Source organism: Pseudomonas paracarnis (genome assembly GCF_904063055.1).
Classification (GTDB): Bacteria; Pseudomonadota; Gammaproteobacteria; order Pseudomonadales; family Pseudomonadaceae; genus Aquipseudomonas; species Aquipseudomonas paracarnis.
The window spans coordinates 92,365-111,760 of sequence record NZ_CAJFCN010000012.1; the positions used below are offsets into that span (position 1 = coordinate 92,365).

Sequence of the window (19,396 nt, forward strand, 5' to 3'; positions counted from 1 at the left end):
TGCTGCCAAGTGCGCGCGTTTACGGCTGCGGTTCGATGTCCATCAGCAAGTCGCCGTTGGTCAAGGATTCAGCCTCCTGCACCACGCCACGATAGGCCTGACCATTCCATTCAAAGCTAATCCAGTGGGCCTTCGGCAATAGCTTTGGCCATGGCGGTGCAAGCCGCAACTGCACGCCGGGCGCAGTGCGCACAAGTTGCCCCATGCATTCGCTGGCGAGCGTGTTCACACCGAACAGCGTGTCATGCAGGTATTGAATGTTGACCGGTTGCAGCGTTGCGTCAGTAGCGTCTGGCATATCTGTTACCCCACCGATGACAGCCAGAAAGACTGTCTGGCGATGACCATTTCTTCACGTATTTCCCGCACAAGCCGGTTGATCCCCGAAACACCGTGATAGTGGGCGCGGTTGATGTTGGCGATGGTGAATTGGTCCATACCGTGCGCCGTTACAGTGACTGAAAGGCTGCCGTCCGCGTTGAGTGCGCACTTGACCGCGCACTTGGGAAGGCGAGCGGACAGGGCCGTTTCGATTTCGGCTTTCGTTAACGTATCCATGAGTTCACCGCATAAAGGACTCAGCGCGGTAAGGCTAGCTCATAATGACGGGGCGTAAATACTGGCAAGGTGATGGCTTTGTAAGAAGGGTCGTCCACAACTTTGCGTCGAAAGCCTCTACTTGAAACTTGGGCTGAAGGTTCGCTCGTTGTTAAATCAAGCGGGCAGGATGAGGGGGGATTATAAGGTGTAGCCTGTTCAAACTATTGGGTTTGAAGGGGCAGCCAGGCTGCCCCTCCTACCGTTACTCAAGAACCCGACTTCCGACCGCCGCCGTGGCTGTGCTGGCCACCCTTGCGACCTGCTTCAGAGGCCTTTTCACGGTCGTTGGCGAAGTTCCCGCCCGACGCTTGGCCGCCTTTTTTACCGGCTTCGGAGGCTTTTTCGCGATCATTGGCAAAGTTGCCCGGGTTTTTATTACCTGTAGTCATGATAGTTCTCCAGTCGCTAAGTTTGCGTTTCGTTAGTTGGCCGTTTCGCAACGGACACTTATTCCGATATTGGCTTTTTGAAAAATGTTTTACCGATTTTTCTAACCGGCGACGAACGGTAATTTGGCTGAAAAAAGTTATACAAAGATGCGGTTGATGCGCCGCTTCGTATAACTTTTATTGCCGGCCAGCGCTTTGATATTAATCAGATCGAAACGGCTGGTTTAGTTAGCGGTCCTGCCATTCGTCTTTTTCGTCGCACTCTAAAAAAGGGTGTGGTTCCAACGAGGTTCCTAACCTGTGAACGGGAGCTTTTCAGCCATGAAACACAACCCATCCAACCCACAGTACCGGCCGCTCGAGCATCCAGATGCACCCAATGAAGACGGTTGCGTCATCGGCACTGCCGGGCGCGACGAAGACCCCAACGCGACTACCGATTGGGACCATCCCGACAGCGCCGCAACACCCGCTGACGCCAGCATCAAACCCGCCAGCGGTACGCCCGGCATCGACGCCGTGCCCGAGTCGGAAAACCACGGCGCCAATTGAGAGAACTGCGCTACAAGTGCCGTTTCGCTTGGCCTGCAGCGCATTACCGCTGGTCGTGAGGCGCTGGTTTATTTTGAAATTTTCCACGCGCAGGCCACTTCCCATGCAAGGTAGGCGCGCATTCCAGCAGGGCGCCTTTTTCCGTAAGCCTGAGGAGATTTGTTCATGTTTCTACATAACAAGCGACTTCAATACACCGTGCGTGTCGCCGAGCCCAACCCGGGCCTGGCTAACCTTTTGCTCGAACAGTTTGGCGGCGCTCAAGGTGAGTTGGCCGCCGCGTCCCGTTACTTCACCCAAGCCTTGGCGGAAGACGACCCGGGGCGCAAAGATTTGCTGATGGACATCGCCACCGAAGAACTCAGCCATCTGGAGATCGTCGGCTCCATCATTGTCATGCTCAACAAGGGCGCCAAGGGGCGAATGGCCGAAGGCGTGGAAGAGGAGGGCGAGTTGTATCGTGCCCTCAATGGCGCCGGCAATGACTCGCATATCACCAGCCTGCTGTACGGGGCGGGTTCGCCTTTGACCAACTCTGCCGGCGTGCCGTGGACCGCCGCCTACATCGACACTATTGGTGAACCCACCGCAGACATGCGCTCGAATATCGCCGCCGAAGCCCGGGCCAAAATTGTCTATGAGCGGTTGATGAACGTCACCGATGACCCGGGTGTAAAAGATGCGCTGGGGTTTTTGATGACGCGGGAAATCGCTCACCAGATATCCTTCGAAAAAGCGCTGCATGCGATCCAGCCGAATTTTCCCCAGGGCAAGTTGCCGGGCAAACCGGAGTTCACCCAGGTGTACTTCAACATGTCCCAAGGCGCGGAGAACCTGCGCGGGCCCTGGAACCAGGGTGACGGTTGGGAGTTTGTGGAAAACCCACAACCGGCGGTCGATGGCGGTGACGGCACCGCCAGCGTGCAGTTGGACGCCGACGATGAAGCGGTGCTGAGCGCGATGAAAATCCGCACGCTCTCGGACCCCACCAGCGACCCCACCACCGGCGCTGACCTGGGGGCGGGCCTCAAGCCCAAGCCCGACCTTTGATTGAGAACAGCCGCACGCTGAAGGGCGTGCGGTGCTTTCGACTTTCTTGACGAGGACAACGACATGGCAACCCCACAGGAAAACCTGCTCGACTGGCTACGTGATGCCCATGCGATGGAGCAACAGGCCGAGAAAATGCTCAAGGCACAGTCCGAGCGCCTGGAGAATTACCCCCAACTAAAGGCGCGAATCGACGAGCACATTGAGGAAACCCTTGGGCAGCAGCAACTGATTGACGAATGCCTGACGCGTTTGGGAGGCAGTGCTTCGACCCTTAAAGACGTGGGCGGCAAGCTGATGGCTTTCGGTCAGGCGGTCGGTGGCTCGCTGATGAGTGACGAGGTGATCAAGGGCGCGATGGCCGGCTACGTGTTTGAAAATATGGAAGTGGCCAGCTACACGGTGCTCATCGCGGCCGCGAAGGCAGCGGGTGACGCCGAGACACAAGCGGCGTGCGAAAAGATTCTACCCCAGGAAGTCGCCATGGCTCAGTGGTTGCTCGAGCACTTGCCAGAGCTTACGCAAGCGTTTTTGCAACGCTCTGAGGCGCCTGACACACAAGCCAAGCGTTAATGACACGTGCGGTGCCCTTGGGGGGCGCCGCGTCCGCTCGGCACAAGATGGCACTGCGCAGCGTTTTCACGGTCCATGGAACACGTACCACGTATCTGGAGGTGAACCTTGGCGACAAAGAAGAAGCCTGTGGTCGACGGTATGGTATTGGCAATGCTGTCTGCCAGCCGCAAAGACCTGTTCTTTGCGGCCATGCAAGCCAGCCACAGTGCAATGATCGTGACCGACCCCGCGGGGCCTGATAACCCGATCATCTTTGCCAACCAGGCGTTCCTGACCCTGACAGGCTTTGAACTGGACGAAGTGATTGGACGTAATTGCAGGTTCTTGCAGGGGCCTCAAACCGACAAAAACGCGCTGCACCAGGTGCAGCGCGCGGTTGAGCAGCACCATGAGGCCTGTGTCGAGGTGCTCAACTACCGCAAGGATGGCTCGACCTTCTGGAACGAGCTGTTCATTTCGCCGTTGTTCAACGAACGTGGGCAACTGGTGTATTTTTTCGCATCGCAGCTGGACGTGAGCCGGCGTCACGACGCAGAACAGCGCGTGCGTCGCGCACAAGACCTGGAAGCGCTGGGGCAACTGACCGGTGGCATTGCCCATGACTTCAATAACCTGCTGCAAGTGATGATGGGTTATCTGGACTTGATCCAGCAGAGCGCCAAGCGCCCCGGTAGCGATCCGCAGCGCATCGTCAACAGTGCCAGCCGTGCCAGGGCAGCGGCGGAAAAAGCTCAGACCCTGACCCAGCAGTTGCTGGCGTTTTCGCGCAAGCAACGGCTCGACAGTCGGGTGATCAACTTGAACAGCTTGCTCAGCCGCCCCGAATTCATGGCACGTGCGCTGCAGGGCGTCGAGTTGCATGTAGAACTTGCCGACGATTTGTGGAACTGCCGCATCGACCCTGTCCAGGCGGAGCTGGCAGTGCAGCACCTGTTATCGAATGCCCAGGATGCTTTGCGCGGGCGTGCGGACCCAGCGGTAACCGTCCAGACCTGCAACGTCCAGGTACCGGGCGATGTCGGTGCCGAGCGTGATGGGTTGACCGAGGGCTGTTACGTGAGCATTTCGGTCTCGGATAACGGCAACGGCATCGACGCAGGTATTCAGGACAAAGTCATGCAGCCGTTCTTCACCACCAAGGAGGAAGGCCAGGGCTCAGGCCTGGGGTTGTCGATGGTGTATGGCTTCGTCAAGCAATCGGGCGGCACGGCGCGGATTCATTCAGACCCGGGCATCGGTACGACGATTCGCTTGTACTTTCCTGCAGATGACAGCCAGCTGTGGGTCGAGCAGACACCCACAGCTATCTCACCGCAAGGTAACGAACGCATCCTGATTGTAGAGGACCGGCCCGAGGTGGCCGAGTTGGCGCAGGTGATCCTGTCTGACTACGGTTACCACACGGACATCGCCCTCAATGCCGCCGAGGCATTGGGCATGCTCAAACAGGCGACTTATGACTTGGTGTTCAGTGACTTGATCATGCCCGGCGCGATGAATGGCGCGGCGTTGGCGCGGGAGGTGTCGCGCTTGTATCCGCACATCAGGATCTTGCTGACTACCGGCTATGCGAAAGACGCGTTGGCCCGCGCTGAGATAGAGGTGCATGAGTTCGAGTTGATTCCCAAGCCGTATCAGCCTGCTGATTTGCCGCGCAAAATCCGGGCGGTGCTCGATGCCTGATCGAGCAGGCCAATGCGCTCAAAATGTGGGAGCTGGCTTGCCCGCGAAGGCGGTGTGTCCGTCACTGCATCTGTTACAACACGACCGCTTTCGCAGGCAAGCCAGCTCCCACAGTTGATCTTCGTTGCTTTGAGCATTGCATTCCACGGGTGCCCGCCCGCAGAGCTACCTCAGCACCGCCAACGCCAGGTTAAGGGCCAGCACCAGCACAATTGAAAACCCGAATATCCTGCGCGCCCAGCCGGTCGGATCAGTCAGCCGTGTACTGCTGGCCGCCAGGTTGAGCCAATACCCCCCAAGCCCGAGCATCACCACAAAATACAGCGCCGCCATCTGCGCCACCGCGCCCAGCATCAGGGCGCTAGCGAGAAAGGCCAGCATGTACGCCTGGATCTGCCGATGGGCTTGGGCCAGGCTCAACAGCGGCAAGCCTGCGGCGCGGAAATCCTCGCGGCGCATCACGGTGATGGCGTGTGAATGCGGCATCTGCCAACAACAGAACACCACGATCAGCAGCATGGCCGTGAGGTCAAACCGCCCGGTGACCGCGCAATAGCCGATCACCGGGGGCATCGCCCCGGAGACGCTGCCGATCAAGGTGGCCCAGTGGGAACGCCGCTTGAGCCAGTAGGTGTAGACCCCCGCATAGATCACCAGCCCGACCATTGCCAGCCCACACGCCAGCGCATTGCTGCCGCCCCACAGCAAGCCAAAACCGCAGGCGCCCAGGACGATCCCATAGCCTGCGGCAGTGGACACCCTGATGGTGCGCAATGCCAATGGCCGATGACAGGTGCGCACCATGCGCCGGTCGATGTCGCGGTCAATGCAGTTGTTGATGACACAACCGCACCCGATCACCAGGGCGGTGCCGAGCAGGGTGGCCAGCCCGTGCGTCACCGAGGCCACATGCCCGCTGGCGGCGAGCAGGTAACCGCCCAGCACCGAGGCCAGGTTACCGACAATAATGCCCGGCTTGGTGAGCTCGATGGCGGTATTGAACAGCCCCCGCCAGTGTTTCAGTGCGCCAGCATGTTGTGATGAATACTGTCCATGATCCATAACGAAAGCCCCACCAACAGAAGAATGATGACCGCCGAGAAAATCAGCGCAATCAGGTTCCAGCGTTGTTCTTCGGCCGTGTCCAGGTGCAGGAAGAACTTGAGGTGGACCACGATTTGTATCGCGCCCAGCGCCACCACCAGCCAGGCGGTGAAGGTGCGCGGCAGTGACGGGAACATCACCAGGCCGAACGGGATCAGGGTGAGCAGTACTGACACCAGGAACCCGACCAGATAGGAGCGACTGCTGCCATGGCTGGTACCGGCACTGCTGTGAAGCGAGCTTTGCTTGTACATGTCACACCACCCCCAACAGATAGACCACGGTAAAGACGCAGATCCACACCACGTCCAAAAAGTGCCAGAACAGGCTCAGGCAACTGAGCCGGGTGGCGTTGGTGCTGGTCAGGCCGCGTTGCTTGACCTGGACCATCAGCACCGCCATCCAGATCAACCCGGTGAACACGTGCGCGCCGTGGGTGCCGACGAGGGTGAAGAAGGCCGTCAGGAAGCCGCTGCGGTCCGGCCCGTAGCCTTCTGCGATCAAGTGGTGGAATTCGTTGATCTCCATGGCGATGAAGCCCGCGCCCAACACGAACGTGAGCCCCAGCCAGCGCAGCACATCGCGTTGCTTGCCGTGGTTCATGGCGAGCATGGCGTAGCCGTAGGTGATACTGCTCAACAGCAGCAGCATGGTTTCGGCGAGCACATAGGGCAGTTCGAAAATATCCATGCTCGACGGCCCGCCCGCCACGCTGTCGCGCAACACGGCGTAGCCGGCGAACAAGGTCGCGAACAGGATGCAGTCGGTCATCAGGTAGATCCAGAACCCGAACAGGCTCAGGGAACCGGCGTCTTCATGCCCTTGTTCGTGGGTGTGGGCGATGTCTTTTTCCATAACGATATTGGACATGGGTCAAGCCTCTGCCAGGTCTTTGAGACGTGCCGTTTCGATGCGCGCGACTTCCTGCGCGGGCACGAAGTAATCGGTGTCTTCGTCGTAGCTGCGCACCACGAACGCCACCACCGAGGCCACCAGGCCGAACGCCGCCATCCACCAGATGTGCCACACCAACGCAAAGCTGCAGACCAGCGCAAACAGGCTGATCACCAGGCCCGACGCGGTATTGCGCGGCATGTGGATGCTGCGATAGTCGGTGTGGCTGAGGGTGCTGACGCCGCGCTCCTTCATGCCCCAGTACGCGTCCAGGTCATTGACCTTGGGCTGCTCGGCGAAGTTGTACAGCGGCGGCGGGGACGCGGTGGCCCATTCCAGGGTGCGCCCGTCCCACGGGTCGCCGGTGAGGTCGCGGTATTGATGACGGTTGCGGATGCTGACAAACAATTGCAAGGCTTGCGCCGCCACGCCGCAGAGGATGATTGCCACCCCCACCAACTCCAGCAGCAGCCAGGGCCGCCATTCGGGGTTGTCGAAATGATTGAGTCGGCGCGTCATGCCCATGAAACCCAGCACGTAGGAGGGCATGAACGCGAAGTAAAAGCCCACCAGCCAGCACCAGAAAGCGATGCGCCCCAGCTTGTCGTTCAAGCGGAAACCGAACGCTTTGGGGAACCAATACGTCAGGCCGGCCATATAGCCGAACACCGCGCCGCCGATGATCACGTTGTGAAAGTGCGCGATCAGGAACAGGCTGTTGTGCAGCAGGAAATCGGCCCCGGGCACCGCCAGCAGCACCCCGGTCATGCCGCCGATGCTGAAGGTCACGATAAAGCCCAGGGTCCACAGCATGGGCGTTTCGAAGCGCACGCGGCCGCGGTACATGGTGAACAACCAGGTGAAGATTTTCACCCCGGTCGGCACCGCGATGATCATCGTCATGATGCCGAAGAACGCGTTCACGTTGCCCCCCGCGCCCATGGTGAAAAAGTGATGCAGCCACACGATGAACGACAACACGGTGATCGCGATGGTCGCCCATACCAGCGACACGTAGCCGAACAGCCGCTTGCTGCTGAAGGTGGCGGCAATCTCGGAAAACACCCCGAACGCGGGCAGGATCAGTATGTACACCTCCGGATGCCCCCAGGCCCAGATGAGGTTCACGTACATCATCGGGTTGCCGCCGGCCTCGTTGGTGAAAAAATGCATACCCAGGTAACGGTCCAGGGTCAGCATCAACAGGGTGGCGGTGAGGATCGGGAATGCCGCCAGGATCAGCACCGACGTGCACAGCGCATTCCAGGTGAACACCGGCATCTTGAACAGCGTCATGCCTTCGGTGCGCATCTTCAGGATGGTGACGAAGAAATTCACCCCCGTGAGCAGCGTGCCGATGCCGGATATCTGCAATGACCAGATGTAGTAATCCACGCCGACGCCGGGGCTGTAGCCCAGCTCGGATAACGGCGGATACGCGACCCAGCCGGTGCGCGCGAACTCACCGACCCCCAGCGAAATGTTCACCAGCGCCGCACCCACCACGAACAGCCAGAAACTCAGGGCGTTGAGAAACGGATAGGCCACATCCCGAGCGCCGATCTGCAACGGCACGACGATGTTCATCAAGCCGACCACGAAGGGCATGGCCATGAAGAAGATCATGATCACGCCGTGGGCGGTGAAGATCTGGTCGTAATGTTCCGGCGGCAGGTAACCCGGCCCGCCGCTGGCGGCCATGGCTTGTTGGGTGCGCATCATGATCGCATCAGAAAACCCACGCAGCAGCATCACCAGGGCGACGATGATGTACATGCAACCGATCTTCTTGTGGTCCACCGAGGTGAACCATTCGCGCCACAAATAGCCCCACTTGCGTTTCCAGGTAATCGAGCCCACCAACGCCACCCCGATCAGGCCGACGATGGCCAGGGTGTACATCACAATGGGTTCAGTGGTTGGGATCGCGTCCCACGACAGTTTTCCGAACATGGTTACCGCTCCTCAGCCAGCAGACTTGGGTGTTGATCGGTGCGTTGTGCAGCGTCGCTCAATGGCGAGCGCCGGGGTTTATTGGCCTTGTTCATGCCTTCGTATTTATCGACGATGTCCAGGAACAAGCGCTCCTGTACCGCCGAGTAATAGGTCACCGGGTGCTTGAGGGTCGGCTTGGCCAATTGCGCGTAAGTGCTGTGGTCCAGAGAGGTGGCCGCGCCCTTGACCTTTGTCACCCAGGTTTGAAAGTCGGCAGTGCTCAGGGACAGCGTGCTGAAATGCATGTCGGAAAAACCGGGGCCGTTGTAGTTGGCGGCAATCCCTCTGAACTCACCGGTTTCGTTGGCGATCAGGTGCAACTTGGTCTGCATGCCGGCCATGGCGTAGATCTGCCCGCCGAGTGCGGGAATAAAGAACGAGGTCATGGCCGCGTCGGAGGTGACGGTGAAACTCACCGGCGTGTGTACCGGCAGGGCCAGTTCGTTGACGCTGGCGATGCCCAGGTCAGGGTAGATAAACAGCCATTTCCAGTCGGTGGCCACCACCTGCACATTGATCGGCGGGGTGTCTGACTCCAGCGGGCGATAGGGGTCGAGTGCGTGGGTGGTCTCCCACGTCACCCACCCCAGGACGATGATGATCAGCAGGGGAACGCCCCATACCACCGCTTCGATTTTGTGCGAACTGGCCCAGCGGGGGGAGTAACGCGCTTTTTTATTGGTGGCGCGGTAGCGGTAGGCGAAGACAAACATCATCACAATCACCGGAACGACCACCAGCAGCATCAGGCCCGTAGCGAGAATAATCAGGTCGCGCTCATCGGTTGCTACTTGCCCCTTGGGGTTGAATACCACCAGGTTGCAACTGGTGAGTAAGAAGAGGCTGGTGATAGTGACCAGGCAATAACCCATCGCTCGTTTCATGCCTTGCTCCTGTATTGGAAACTTGCGTTTTGCTGTGCCGAATCAGTGCTCAATCGTTAACTAAGCGAAGCGCTTGTTAACCTCAGGAGCCGTCAGGTGTTAAACACTCGGCAATAAGGTGCCGTCAGTAGGCAAAGTGCTTCTACTGCTCGGTTTTATTGGCTTTTGCTGCCGCTCTGCAGGGCGCATTTCGCCGCGCTCCCGAACATTTTGAATAGAGCCCGGTGGGTTGGTTTAACAATTTGTTTCCTCGCCTGACGAACGGTTTAACAGGCGAAACGGTAAAAGGTTTTTATCGGTGCATGATGGAGGTGGCCTTGCAGAAAGTCTGAATTCTGGTTAGGGATTTCAGTCGTTAGTTGATGGCCAACCCCACTAACGGTTTTGGAGAAGCGCTATGTTTATACGTGGCAACACCTATAAAGCCTGGGTCTCAAAAGCACTGAAAGAAAAATGCTTCACCCGGGAAGTCGAAAACGGCTGCCATATCGAAGTCAGGGCCCGAGAGCGGGACGATGCTGATATTGAAGTGCTGCTCTGTGTTTATACCGCGACGGGGCAATGCGTGGTTGAACGCATCAAGCAGTTGCCGGGTGCCGAATGGACGGTGAATGACGCGCTCAAACGCGGTATTGATCAGGCGGAACGGATTGCCGGAGGTGAGTCCGGCCGACTGCCCTGTGCTGACGCTCACGTGCACGACGACGATTGAGTGGCTCCGCGATCTTGAATGTGGGAGCTGGCTTGCCTGCGATGACGGCCTGACAGCCGACGAGGATTTTGGTCCGACAGGCAAGCTTGGACCTCGGTGCGTCGGTTGGACAAGCGTCGGCTGCCCGGCCGTCACGGGAGCAAGCTCCCTCGCCACAGTGTAGCGTCGCGGCAAAATAAAAAAGCCCGCACGGAGTGCGGGCAAGACAGGAGTTTTTACCAAGAGCCTGGAGTGAACAGACTCAGTATTAAGAAACAAAAGAAGCATGAGCAGTTTTATTTTTTTAATGCGAGGCCGACGAACGGCAGTGCAACAGCAAGTGCGTGATCGTCGTCATTAAAACATTAAAATTTCTGAACCTTCGTTCTGAGCAAATAACAAAAAAATCAGAAGGAGAGGTTATGAAAAATTCTTTATATGTCATCGAATACGAATACCACCACGAGCCTAAGTCTTTCATTATAAGAGCGGAGGTGATGAATAACGCAGAGGCGTGGCATTGGGCCTGTTGCGATGCAGGCATTGGTATTATTCCCAGGTCGCGTAATGAAAAGATCAAACGCATCAGTAAACCGCTGGCCGAGCGCTACGGTCTTGAGAATGTAAGATGGCGCCCGTCTGGGAGTATCCCGTTTATTGCAAAGCCTTATGTGCCGCCGCCACCCGAATGAATGTATTTTTAATGGACGGTGTCTATGCGGGTGGCGGTAGGGGCGAGGCGCGTGTTTACTGTTTTTTGCGTCGCTCCTGCAACATGCACAACTTTTGCACGCTGCGTTGAAGTGCCTCTTTCATCAGGTCGGCTGCATAGTGTTGCTTGCAGGCCGGGCAGAGCATGTCAGAGGCCGACGACACCAGAAAGTCGGGGTCATCCAGCGTCGATTCGTAGGGTTGTTTGCATTGCAGGCAACTTCGGTTCGCTTGTAGATGGATCACATCGATTCCTCCCTGAATGAACGGCCACTCTCGATTAAGAAATGGGCGTTTTCAACTGCTAAAAAGGAAGAATTCAAACAAGCGATTAGTTGATGTTTTAATGCCAGTATCGAGAGGCGGCGGGGCGGGGATGACGCTTGGACGGCTGCCGATGTTTTAGAACCCTGGCGGGTTTATCGACAGGCGCGTCCTCACTCTCGGCTCTGTGGGTTCAGCTGTTGGGCTTTCTGCTGGGGGTTTTTTGCCCGGCGGCGGTCGCCTGGCGCTTTGATCGGTCCGGGTTGGGCGGGGTGACGCTACTTTCTATCGAGCCTGCCAGGCCGTCAGTCGGCGGGGTTGTCAGCTCCTCCCTGGCTTGTAACCAGTGCACGAAATCCTGACCGTCAGGCTTCCCTTGCTGTTCCCAAATGCGGTACGCGGTGAGTCGGATCGTTTCTTCGTCCATTGTGAGGCTCTCCTATTGAATAAAAGGTGCTAGGAGTGAATGAAGCTGCTCACGTACTCCGCCTTGATCACGGGCAGTTCGATCCCATGGATCAAGCCGGCGGTCAGCGCTTGTTGCGGATCAAGAATGCGGGGCGCGGCGATCAGGTACTTTTCAGTCTCCAGTTTTTCGACGGCATCAGCGGTGCGCTCGGCTACGATGCGTGCGTACAACTGCAAGTCGTAATCGAGGCTCATCGCGTATTCGGACATTCGCGAATGGTCAACCGCGCCTTGCACATGCCAGTGGAAGGGGTGGAACAGGAATTTGCTGTGCTTGCAGGCGGTCCTGCGCTCACCAGCCAGAAAGATGATATTGCCCATGGATTCCACGGTGCCGAGGTTATGGGTATGCACCGGAATCGGCAGGGACAATAAAAAGTTGTACATCGTAAAGCCGTAGCTGCATTCACCACCCATGGTGGCGATATTCAGTACCAGGCCCTGGGCATCTTGTTGTACGGCCAACGAGGCTTTTTCAATCAGTTGGCTGCACGTAGAAGCGGTGACCGGTGCGGTGAAGTTGATAATGTGTAAAGGCATGGTGTCCCTCATCAATGAAAGCAGGGGAGCACGGCTCCCCTGCATCAAGCACATCAGCTTTTGCGTCCGCCGCCGTGGCTGTGTTCGCCACCTTTACGCCCGGCTTCGGAAGCTTTTTCACGGTCGTTGGCAAAATTGCCGCCACTGTTCTGGCCGCCTTTGCTGCCCGCCTCGGCGGCGCGTTCGGGGTCATTCTTGAAATTGCCCCCGCTGTTCTGGCCGCCTTTGCTGCCGGCTTCAGCGGCGCGCTCGGGATCGTTCTTGAAGTTCCCGCCACTGTTTTGGCCACCTTTGCTGCCGATCTCCTGATAGAACTCTTTGTCATGGGACGCAGAAGTGGCCTCGCCGCCTTTTTTACCGGCTTCGCTGACGCTCATGTTGCCTTGCTTGTCTTGAGTAGTCATGTTCAGTTACCTCGTCGTTATGTCGGTAATGTAACGTTCACTTCGATTGTGCTTGAAGCGTGCACTTGGTCGCGGGCATCAAGCTGCACGATTACAAGTGCCTTTCACACAAGGGTGGCGTTTTAGATGCACTTATCGTGGCTTCGGCTTGTTCAGCAAGTTGCTGATGTTCGTAACACGCAGACGTATTAGAACGCAGGCCGGTCCTTGCTTTAGTTTGCACTTCTACAATCGGCCTGCGAGCTGGCTCGCCGCGCTGATTATCAATGGACGCACGCATGATCAATGCCCTTTGTTAACAAACGGAACAGCGGTACTGCCCGTGTGGTCAGGACTTACGCCCCCCACCATGACTGTTCTGGCCGCCTTTACGCCCGGCTTCCGAGGCTTTCTCGCGGTCGTTGGCGAAGTTGCCGCCAGAGGCCTGTCCACCTTTCTTTCCCGCCTGTGATGCTTTTTCGCGATCATTGGCAAAGTTTCCAGGGTTTTTATTGCTCGTCGTCATAACAATACTCCAAGTTTTGAAATGTCGTTTCGCTAGTTGCCCGTTTATGCAACGGACATCTTTTCTGATAAGGGCAAGTGCGCAGATGTTTTGAAATTTTTTAAAAAGGGCGATGAACGGTAGAGTGGCAGATGAAACTTGTACAAGTAGGCTCAGAAAGTGCCGCTTCGTCTAAGTTTTTCTGCGTCGATTGATATTGAATTAATGGCGACCTTAACGGTTGGTTTAGCTTTCAATACCCTGTTTGATAGTGGTCATTAAAGGCGCTGGCTCCGCTGGCCGGCGCTCAGCCGCACACTCTGTTGCTGCAGCCCGCACAGACTGCTTGTATGCTGGCACTCTGGAACCGGTTGCCCCTGTGAGTACCGACGTTCGAATGATGGCTGGAACGGAAACCGGACTTCCTTAAGGTGCTGACGTGAAGCGTGATACCCGTCTTGTGATGCTGTTGCTGTTGGTGATCGGCTGTTCCCTGACTTCGCTGACGATTTGGAAAGTCCTGTCTTCCCGCGACCGTGCGCTGGCGGAAGTGGATGTGCATGGCTTGAACCTGACCCAGGCCCTTAACACCTATACCGAAGGCATCGTGCGGCAAAGCTCGTTGCTGTTGCTGGGGCTGGTTGAGCGCCTGGAAACCGAAGGCAGTGGCCCGGTGCAAATCCAGCGAATCAGCACGCTGATCAACCTACAGCAGCCGCTGATGCCGCAGCTCAGCGGCATCACCATTTATGATCATCAGGGCCGGTGGCTGCTGTCTTCCAATCGTGCGATTCCGGAGGGCGCCAATAGCAGTGATCGGGCCTATTTCATCCACCATCGCGACGATCCGAGCGCTGAACCTTTTATTGGCCCGCCGATTCAAAGCCGGGCCAACCATGAATGGGTGGTGACCATCAGCCGCCGTTTCAACGACGCGGCCGGCAACTTCGCTGGCGTGGTCGCTGTGACCCTGGGGGTGGAAAACTTTCTGCGGGTATTCGGCAAGCTCGATGTGGGCCAGGAGGGCGCCATCGGCCTGTCCTACGCCGACGGCACGTTGCTGGTGCGTTACCCCTTCCGCGAGCAGGACATGGGCCGCAACTTTTCCACCTCGCCTATTTATTCCAAGTACCTCGTCGACCAGCCTGTGGGCACTGCGGCCTATACCTCCAGCCTGGACGGGGTAGAGCGACTCTATGCCTTTCGCAAAAGCGAAACCCTGCCGCTGATCACCACCGTCGCGTTGGGCAAGCACGAAGCCCTCGCGGCGTGGCGCATCGAGGCGGCACTGTCAGCGGTCGTGGTGGCGGGGCTGTTGGGGCTGACGGGGTTGATCGGCTGGTTTCTGATCCTGGATATCCGCAGGCGTACGGCGGCGGAAGAGGCGTTGCGTGTCGCCCAGCAACAGTTGCTCGACTCCAATCGGCAATTGGCGCTATTAGCGAAAAAGGACGCGCTGACCGGCCTCGCCAACCGCCGCTGTTTTGACGAAACGCTGGCCGTGGAAGCGCGTCGGGCGCAGCGCGAAGGTACGTCGCTGGCATTGCTGATGCTCGATATCGACCATTTCAAACGCTTTAACGATGCCTTTGGTCACGTCGCGGGAGATGCGTGCTTGCAGGCAGTCAGCACGTTATTGGAAACGTGCGTGCGGCGCCCGTCGGACCTGGTGGCGCGCTATGGCGGAGAAGAAATGGCGATCATCCTGCCCGCGACTGACAGCACAGGCGCTGCGGTGGTCGCGCAACGCATTCTTTCGCGCCTACAGCAGGAGCACATCACACACCCAGGCAGCCCCTTCGGGCGCGTGAGCGTGAGTATCGGCGTTGCGACGGGCATGGGCTCACGGCTGGAGCCGGTGTTGGGTTTGGTCGAGGCGGCCGATGCAGCGCTTTACGGTGCGAAGGCGGCGGGGCGCAATGGGTTCAACGTGCATCCTGCGCACGTGACGTCGAGCGGCTGAAACGGCTTTTACCTGGGTATGCGCGGCTCACATCCCAAGCGTCGGGATCATGAGTTCGCCGCACTCCATCAGTTGGCCAGCGGTGACTTGCAACTGCGGGGTGGGTTTGGCCGCATAGCCTGCGATGAAGCCGGCACTTAGCAGTGCCAGGCAGAGGACGGCTTTTTTCACAAGCATGCGCAGGGTCTCGATCGGTTCAAAAGGGTGAACCACAGATTGTGCGTTCGAGAAAAGGTTCCCGCCCGCGCAGAAGGCACCTTATGGAGCTCAGCGAATGAACCTGACGTACACACGTTCAGGGTCGTTATCGTCCAGATTCTCGATCTGCCCGCTGGGAATAAAGCCGGCTTTCGTCAGCAGGGCCTGGGACGCGCCGTTGGAGGCATTGGTCGATGCGAACAGCTTGGGCGTCTTGCAGGCTGCTTCGGCCGCTGACAGCAGACGAAGGGCGACGCCTTGGCGCTGGTACAGCGGTGAAACCACCACCAGCGCAATAAACCCATGGTTGAAAAAGTCGTGGGTGAGCACCAGGTAGCCGGCGCACACGTTAGCGTCGGCGGCTACCAAGCATTGCTGGCGAACCACGGCGTCATAGATAAACACACGACGGCTGGCATGCTCGGTTGCGTAGGCATCCAGTGCGACCAAGGCATGCACATCGTCGGGGGTGGCTTGGCGGATCAGCCAGTGTGGGGCAGCGGGGGGCAGAAGGTATTCAGCCATGGTCGTTAAGCATCCTCTGTTTAAACACTTCATTACCCCTCGAGCTTGATTACATCGTCACGACAGCGAACGCGCCGCCTTATCGATAGCATATCGTCCGCGGCAACTGATGCTCAATCAGGTCTTGGACGCAGGCCAGGCGAGCAGCCCGGTGGGCTATGAAAGCGCCTCGCAATTGAGCCGCGAATACAAGCGACTGTTTGGCGCGCCGCCCTTACGGGATAGCCGGCGTATGCGTGATGGGGCGGATGCTGCTCAATAAAGGCTGATGGCAGCCACGCTGGCTTTTAGTCCCAGTCCTATTTGTTTCTTTTTTGGCGCTGATAAGCTTTTTCCCTGAAGAAATAGTCTCGGGAAATTCCTTGTCATGATCCTAAATGTCGCCGTGCCCAACGAGTTCAGCGCGTTACGTGTAATCACGCTGGCATCCGATGCGGCGTGCGCACATCGGCTTGCATCCGCATTGAGTGGCATGGGGGTCTTGCCCCTGGCCAACGTCGACTCCCTGGATGCGCTGCAAGCGTGGCTGGATGATTATCCGGTCGACGTCATCGTGAGTGAAATTCGCCCTGAATGCGGCGATGGCTTGATGTTGCCCAGCCTGCTCAAGGCACGTCTCGAGTCTGGCAAACTGGCCCAGTTTCCAGGGATTTTGTGGATGGGCGAAACCACGCTGGGCGCGCCGGGTGGGGCCGCTGACGGTGCACGTACGTCTGCGCGTGAAAGGTCGGCCAAGCCGCTGTGGATCAAGTACTTGGGTGGAGTCGCCGTCAGCGCCCTGGAATCCCATGCCCGTTTGGCAAGGGCGGCGGGCATTTTCGTCGAGATCGTGCGCGAAGGCGGTACCCTGGACTTGGGCGATGCATTGCGCGCCACGGTATTGACCCGCGTGCAACCCGACCCCTCGCTACGCAAAAATACCTTCGACGCCCTGGCCGAAGATGAGGTGATCCATGCGCTGACGACTGGCGACGGGCTGCGCTTTGTGTTTCAACCGCAGTTCGAATTGCTCAGCCGACGCATTGTGGGGGCCGAAGCGTTGGTGCGCTGGAAGCACCCCCGCTTTGGTGAAGTACCGCCTTCGGTACTGATGCCTTTGGTCAACCGCCTGGGCCTGGATTTGCTGTTGTTCAGCCTGGTGGAGATGTGGACGATCAAGGTCATGCTGTCGCTCAAGCGCGCGAACATCCAGATTCCCATTGCCGTAAATGCTTCGGCCAAGACGATTTGTACGCCCAACTTCGCCGATCGCCTGGCAGCCAGAATGCGGCAGGCAGAGCTGCCCAATCGCCTGCTCAAGATCGAGCTGACCGAAGACGTGCCCGAACCCAATGAGTTGTATCTGTCGGCCTCGTTGACCGCTATTCGAGCCAAGGGCTTCCAGGTGTCGATGGATGATTTCGGCACAGGGGCGGCGACCTTCGCCTTGCTGGCAAACCTGTCGTTTGACGAGATGAAAATCGATGGCTCGTTTGTCCGGGGGGTCGAACAGCATTCCTCGTCACGTAATGTCATCGCCGGCATCGTCAACTGGGCGCGGCTGCTCAACCTGAGCCTGGTGGCGGAGGGGATCGAGGATGAGTCGACGATCCCGTTGCTGCACCGTTTGGGCTGCCGGGTTGGACAAGGCTATGCCTTGGCGCGGCCGATGGAAATCGATGCCTTCCTGAACTTTGTGACCCAACAGAACAGCAACGGCGCCTCGGCAATTGAGTGAGCCATACGCTTTTAAGAGCAGTCTGATATTCATCGGGGCGCCATTGCATTAAGTTGCGCATCGTCTGATTTTTCAAATGTTCAGTGCTTTTGAATATCCTGCTGCTGAGGCGTAGTCGCTCGGCTGGCGAACTGTGCGCTTGAAAAGTCGAGAACTAACTAACAGTCGATAAGTTTCGGTTCTCGTCTTTTTGCTCGTTATAAAGAGTGTTCCTTGATCTATGAAACGTTTACACATTGCTTTGCTGGATGATCATGCAATTGTACGACATGGTTTAGTCAATCGACTGGTACAGGAACCGGACTTTGAAGTGGTCGGCGTGTATAGCCGTAGCCGTGATCTGATGGCTGGGCTGGCGACCGAACCGGCTGAGATATTGCTGCTCGATTTTGTGCTCGGCCCCTGCGAGCTGGATGGTATTTCGTTGATTCGCGCGCTGCGCGTGAAGTTTCCAACCTGCCGGATCCTGATCTTTTCGACGCACCACGATGCGGCGACGGCAATTCTGGCGTTACGGGTGGGCGCACGCGGGTTTCTGGGCAAGGGCGAGGACATGGAGCAGTTGATCTGCGCAGTCCGCCTGGTGGCCTCGGGCGCGGTGTACTTGAGCCCGGACATGGCCTACCGCGTGGCGGAAGCTACCGCCGTGAGCTATGACGGCGAGGCCAAAGGCCGGGATGAAGCCCTGCGCTTTGTCAGCCTTTCTGCGCGCGAGCAGGAGGTGATCCGGTGTTACCTGGCCGGCATGACCATCACGGAAATCGCCGAGAAATTCCACCGCAGTATCAAAACCATCAGCTCGCAAAAAGCCTCCGCATTTCGCAAGTTGGGGGTGATGTCGAACAATGAGTTATTCAGGATCAGGCATATTATCGAAGGGGTTTGAGCGGCACGAATTCATCTGCTGTGCGCGTGTCATTTTGCGGCTATTGCATATACTCATGTGCGTATTAGACGTTGTATCGATGAGTTATCCCTGTATTTCGACGGTGCGGTGCGCGCCGGACCGAGAGGGTACGATCACGATGAAAACCATACGCATTGCGTTATTGGATGACCACGCGGTCGTTCGACATGGCCTTGCCAATACGTTGGCGGCCGAAGCGAACTTTGAAGTGGTTGGCATTTATGAAAAAAGCCGCGACTTGATTGCCGGCCTTGTTACGGCACCTGCAGACTTACTGCTCCTGGATTTCTCTCTTAATCCCAATGAGTTGGACGGTGTATCACTGATCCGTGCGTTACGCGTCAAATTTCCAAACTGCCATATTCTGATCTTGTCCAGCCATCATGACCCGGCGACAGTGGGCCTGGCCATGCGAGTGGGGGCTCGTGGTTTTGTGGGTAAGGGCGAAGACATGAGCCAGCTGGTGAAAGCGATTCGCAAAGTCGCAGCGGGCGCTGTGTATTTGAACACCGATATGACCTATCGCTTGGCGGAAACGGTCACGGGTGAGACGCGTGAAAGCACCAGCGAGGAGCGCGATGCGCTGGCCCTGGCGGAATTGACGAGCCGCGAGCAGGAAGTCATTCGCTGTTATCTGGCAGGTATGACCGTGAGTGAAATTGCCGAAAAATTCAATCGCAGCATCAAAACCATCAGCACGCAAAAAACGTCTGCATTCCGCAAGCTTGGGGTGACGTCTAACAATGAGCTGTTCAAGCTCAACAAGATCATCGGTACTCCATGAAAAGGGCGCTGTG

General features: G+C 57.7%; 25 protein-coding genes and 1 pseudogene. 11 read left to right on the plus strand and 15 right to left on the minus strand.

All coding sequences use genetic code 11. The features are described 5' to 3' along the window. Positions 1 to 19: 19 nt before the first annotated feature. The 3 genes from JMV15_RS22345 to JMV15_RS22355 all read right to left on the minus strand — a co-directional run bounded on the left by JMV15_RS22345 (position 20) and on the right by JMV15_RS22355 (position 989). Positions 20 to 298: a hypothetical protein gene (locus JMV15_RS22345; RefSeq protein WP_020303212.1), complete on the minus strand. Its 279-nt coding sequence runs from the start codon at positions 296 to 298 to the stop codon at positions 20 to 22. 5 nt (positions 299 to 303) lie between these two features. Next, positions 304 to 558, minus strand: a complete 255-nt coding sequence (locus tag JMV15_RS22350) for a hypothetical protein (RefSeq protein WP_014718023.1) — start codon at positions 556 to 558, stop codon at positions 304 to 306. A gap of 248 nt (positions 559 to 806) precedes the next feature. Beyond that, a complete protein-coding gene (locus tag JMV15_RS22355) occupies positions 807 to 989 on the minus strand; it encodes a con-10 family general stress protein (protein ID WP_003190457.1) in 183 nt (60 codons plus the stop codon). A 321-nt stretch (positions 990 to 1,310) separates the two neighbouring features. Here JMV15_RS22355 and JMV15_RS22360 point away from each other — a divergent pair, with 321 nt between their 5' ends. The 4 genes from JMV15_RS22360 to JMV15_RS22375 all read left to right on the plus strand — a co-directional run bounded on the left by JMV15_RS22360 (position 1,311) and on the right by JMV15_RS22375 (position 4,850). Further along, entirely contained in the window at positions 1,311 to 1,541 is a 231-nt protein-coding gene (locus JMV15_RS22360; protein ID WP_038449749.1) for a hypothetical protein, read from the plus strand. A gap of 165 nt (positions 1,542 to 1,706) precedes the next feature. Further along, positions 1,707 to 2,591, plus strand: a complete 885-nt coding sequence (locus JMV15_RS22365) for a manganese catalase family protein (protein ID WP_014718025.1) — start codon at positions 1,707 to 1,709, stop codon at positions 2,589 to 2,591. Between the two features lie 63 nt (positions 2,592 to 2,654). Next, positions 2,655 to 3,164 (plus strand): ferritin-like domain-containing protein, encoded by a 510-nt coding sequence (locus JMV15_RS22370; RefSeq protein WP_019821478.1) that lies wholly within the window; start codon positions 2,655 to 2,657, stop codon positions 3,162 to 3,164. Positions 3,165 to 3,272: 108 nt separating this feature from the next. Beyond that, positions 3,273 to 4,850: a histidine kinase famiy protein gene (locus JMV15_RS22375; RefSeq protein WP_172832668.1), complete on the plus strand. Its 1,578-nt coding sequence runs from the start codon at positions 3,273 to 3,275 to the stop codon at positions 4,848 to 4,850. Between the two features lie 165 nt (positions 4,851 to 5,015). Here JMV15_RS22375 and cyoE read toward each other — a convergent pair whose 3' ends face one another. The 5 genes from cyoE to cyoA are packed head-to-tail and all read right to left on the minus strand — an operon-like array spanning position 5,016 to position 9,727. Beyond that, positions 5,016 to 5,912 carry a heme o synthase gene (cyoE, locus tag JMV15_RS22380; RefSeq protein ID WP_038449751.1) on the minus strand — a complete coding sequence of 299 codons (897 nt, stop codon included), beginning with the start codon at positions 5,910 to 5,912 and terminating at the stop codon, positions 5,016 to 5,018. Then, a complete protein-coding gene (gene cyoD, locus JMV15_RS22385; RefSeq protein ID WP_019821483.1) occupies positions 5,870 to 6,208 on the minus strand; it encodes a cytochrome o ubiquinol oxidase subunit IV in 339 nt (112 codons plus the stop codon). Before cyoD ends, cyoE begins: the two co-directional genes overlap by 43 nt. 1 nt (position 6,209) lies before the next feature. Next, positions 6,210 to 6,824 carry a cytochrome o ubiquinol oxidase subunit III gene (locus tag JMV15_RS22390; protein ID WP_038449753.1) on the minus strand — a complete coding sequence of 205 codons (615 nt, stop codon included), beginning with the start codon at positions 6,822 to 6,824 and terminating at the stop codon, positions 6,210 to 6,212. A 3-nt stretch (positions 6,825 to 6,827) separates the two neighbouring features. Beyond that, a complete protein-coding gene (cyoB, locus tag JMV15_RS22395) occupies positions 6,828 to 8,801 on the minus strand; it encodes a cytochrome o ubiquinol oxidase subunit I (RefSeq protein ID WP_014718030.1) in 1,974 nt (657 codons plus the stop codon). Positions 8,802 to 8,803: 2 nt separating this feature from the next. Then, positions 8,804 to 9,727: a ubiquinol oxidase subunit II gene (gene cyoA, locus JMV15_RS22400; protein ID WP_069868372.1), complete on the minus strand. Its 924-nt coding sequence runs from the start codon at positions 9,725 to 9,727 to the stop codon at positions 8,804 to 8,806. A 397-nt stretch (positions 9,728 to 10,124) separates the two neighbouring features. Here cyoA and JMV15_RS22405 point away from each other — a divergent pair, with 397 nt between their 5' ends. Then, positions 10,125 to 10,439 (plus strand): hypothetical protein, encoded by a 315-nt coding sequence (locus tag JMV15_RS22405; protein ID WP_019821486.1) that lies wholly within the window; start codon positions 10,125 to 10,127, stop codon positions 10,437 to 10,439. A 401-nt stretch (positions 10,440 to 10,840) separates the two neighbouring features. Further along, positions 10,841 to 11,110 (plus strand): DUF6555 family protein, encoded by a 270-nt coding sequence (locus JMV15_RS22410; protein WP_003190473.1) that lies wholly within the window; start codon positions 10,841 to 10,843, stop codon positions 11,108 to 11,110. A gap of 55 nt (positions 11,111 to 11,165) precedes the next feature. On the opposite strand, the gene JMV15_RS22415 is transcribed toward JMV15_RS22410, so the two are convergent. The 5 genes from JMV15_RS22415 to JMV15_RS22435 all read right to left on the minus strand — a co-directional run bounded on the left by JMV15_RS22415 (position 11,166) and on the right by JMV15_RS22435 (position 13,310). Continuing rightward, complete coding sequence (locus JMV15_RS22415; protein WP_019821488.1) at positions 11,166 to 11,375, minus strand: hypothetical protein; 210 nt, start codon at positions 11,373 to 11,375, stop codon at positions 11,166 to 11,168. Between the two features lie 211 nt (positions 11,376 to 11,586). Further along, positions 11,587 to 11,820, minus strand: coding sequence for a DUF2934 domain-containing protein (locus JMV15_RS22420; RefSeq protein ID WP_038449757.1), 234 nt, complete (start codon positions 11,818 to 11,820; stop codon positions 11,587 to 11,589). 29 nt (positions 11,821 to 11,849) lie between these two features. Beyond that, positions 11,850 to 12,401, minus strand: a complete 552-nt coding sequence (locus JMV15_RS22425) for an ATP-dependent Clp protease proteolytic subunit (protein WP_038449759.1) — start codon at positions 12,399 to 12,401, stop codon at positions 11,850 to 11,852. Positions 12,402 to 12,454: 53 nt separating this feature from the next. Next, on the minus strand, positions 12,455 to 12,805 hold the full coding sequence (locus tag JMV15_RS22430; RefSeq protein ID WP_019821493.1) for a con-10 family general stress protein: 351 nt from the start codon (positions 12,803 to 12,805) through the stop codon (positions 12,455 to 12,457). 328 nt (positions 12,806 to 13,133) lie between these two features. Next, positions 13,134 to 13,310, minus strand: coding sequence for a con-10 family general stress protein (locus JMV15_RS22435; protein ID WP_003190478.1), 177 nt, complete (start codon positions 13,308 to 13,310; stop codon positions 13,134 to 13,136). Positions 13,311 to 13,728: 418 nt separating this feature from the next. On the opposite strand from JMV15_RS22435, the gene JMV15_RS22440 reads away from it, so the two are divergent. Next, positions 13,729 to 15,252, plus strand: a complete 1,524-nt coding sequence (locus JMV15_RS22440; protein WP_038449761.1) for a sensor domain-containing diguanylate cyclase — start codon at positions 13,729 to 13,731, stop codon at positions 15,250 to 15,252. A gap of 27 nt (positions 15,253 to 15,279) precedes the next feature. On the opposite strand, the gene JMV15_RS22445 is transcribed toward JMV15_RS22440, so the two are convergent. Together JMV15_RS22445 and JMV15_RS22450 are read right to left on the minus strand one after the other, a co-directional pair. Beyond that, complete coding sequence (locus JMV15_RS22445) at positions 15,280 to 15,429, minus strand: hypothetical protein (RefSeq protein ID WP_019821496.1); 150 nt, start codon at positions 15,427 to 15,429, stop codon at positions 15,280 to 15,282. A 90-nt stretch (positions 15,430 to 15,519) separates the two neighbouring features. After that, complete coding sequence (locus JMV15_RS22450; RefSeq protein ID WP_003190483.1) at positions 15,520 to 15,975, minus strand: GNAT family N-acetyltransferase; 456 nt, start codon at positions 15,973 to 15,975, stop codon at positions 15,520 to 15,522. Between the two features lie 100 nt (positions 15,976 to 16,075). Between JMV15_RS22450 and JMV15_RS28455 the strand changes: the two are divergent. The 4 genes and pseudogenes from JMV15_RS28455 to JMV15_RS22465 all read left to right on the plus strand — a co-directional run. Then, positions 16,076 to 16,237: pseudogene (locus tag JMV15_RS28455) on the plus strand (AraC family transcriptional regulator CmrA); the annotation flags it as partial. A 105-nt stretch (positions 16,238 to 16,342) separates the two neighbouring features. Beyond that, positions 16,343 to 17,692, plus strand: a complete 1,350-nt coding sequence (locus tag JMV15_RS22455; protein ID WP_038449763.1) for an EAL domain-containing protein — start codon at positions 16,343 to 16,345, stop codon at positions 17,690 to 17,692. Positions 17,693 to 17,912: 220 nt separating this feature from the next. Next, entirely contained in the window at positions 17,913 to 18,578 is a 666-nt protein-coding gene (locus JMV15_RS22460; RefSeq protein ID WP_038449765.1) for a response regulator transcription factor, read from the plus strand. A 139-nt stretch (positions 18,579 to 18,717) separates the two neighbouring features. Beyond that, positions 18,718 to 19,383, plus strand: coding sequence for a response regulator transcription factor (locus JMV15_RS22465; RefSeq protein WP_038449767.1), 666 nt, complete (start codon positions 18,718 to 18,720; stop codon positions 19,381 to 19,383). The last annotated feature ends 13 nt before the right edge of the window (positions 19,384 to 19,396 follow it).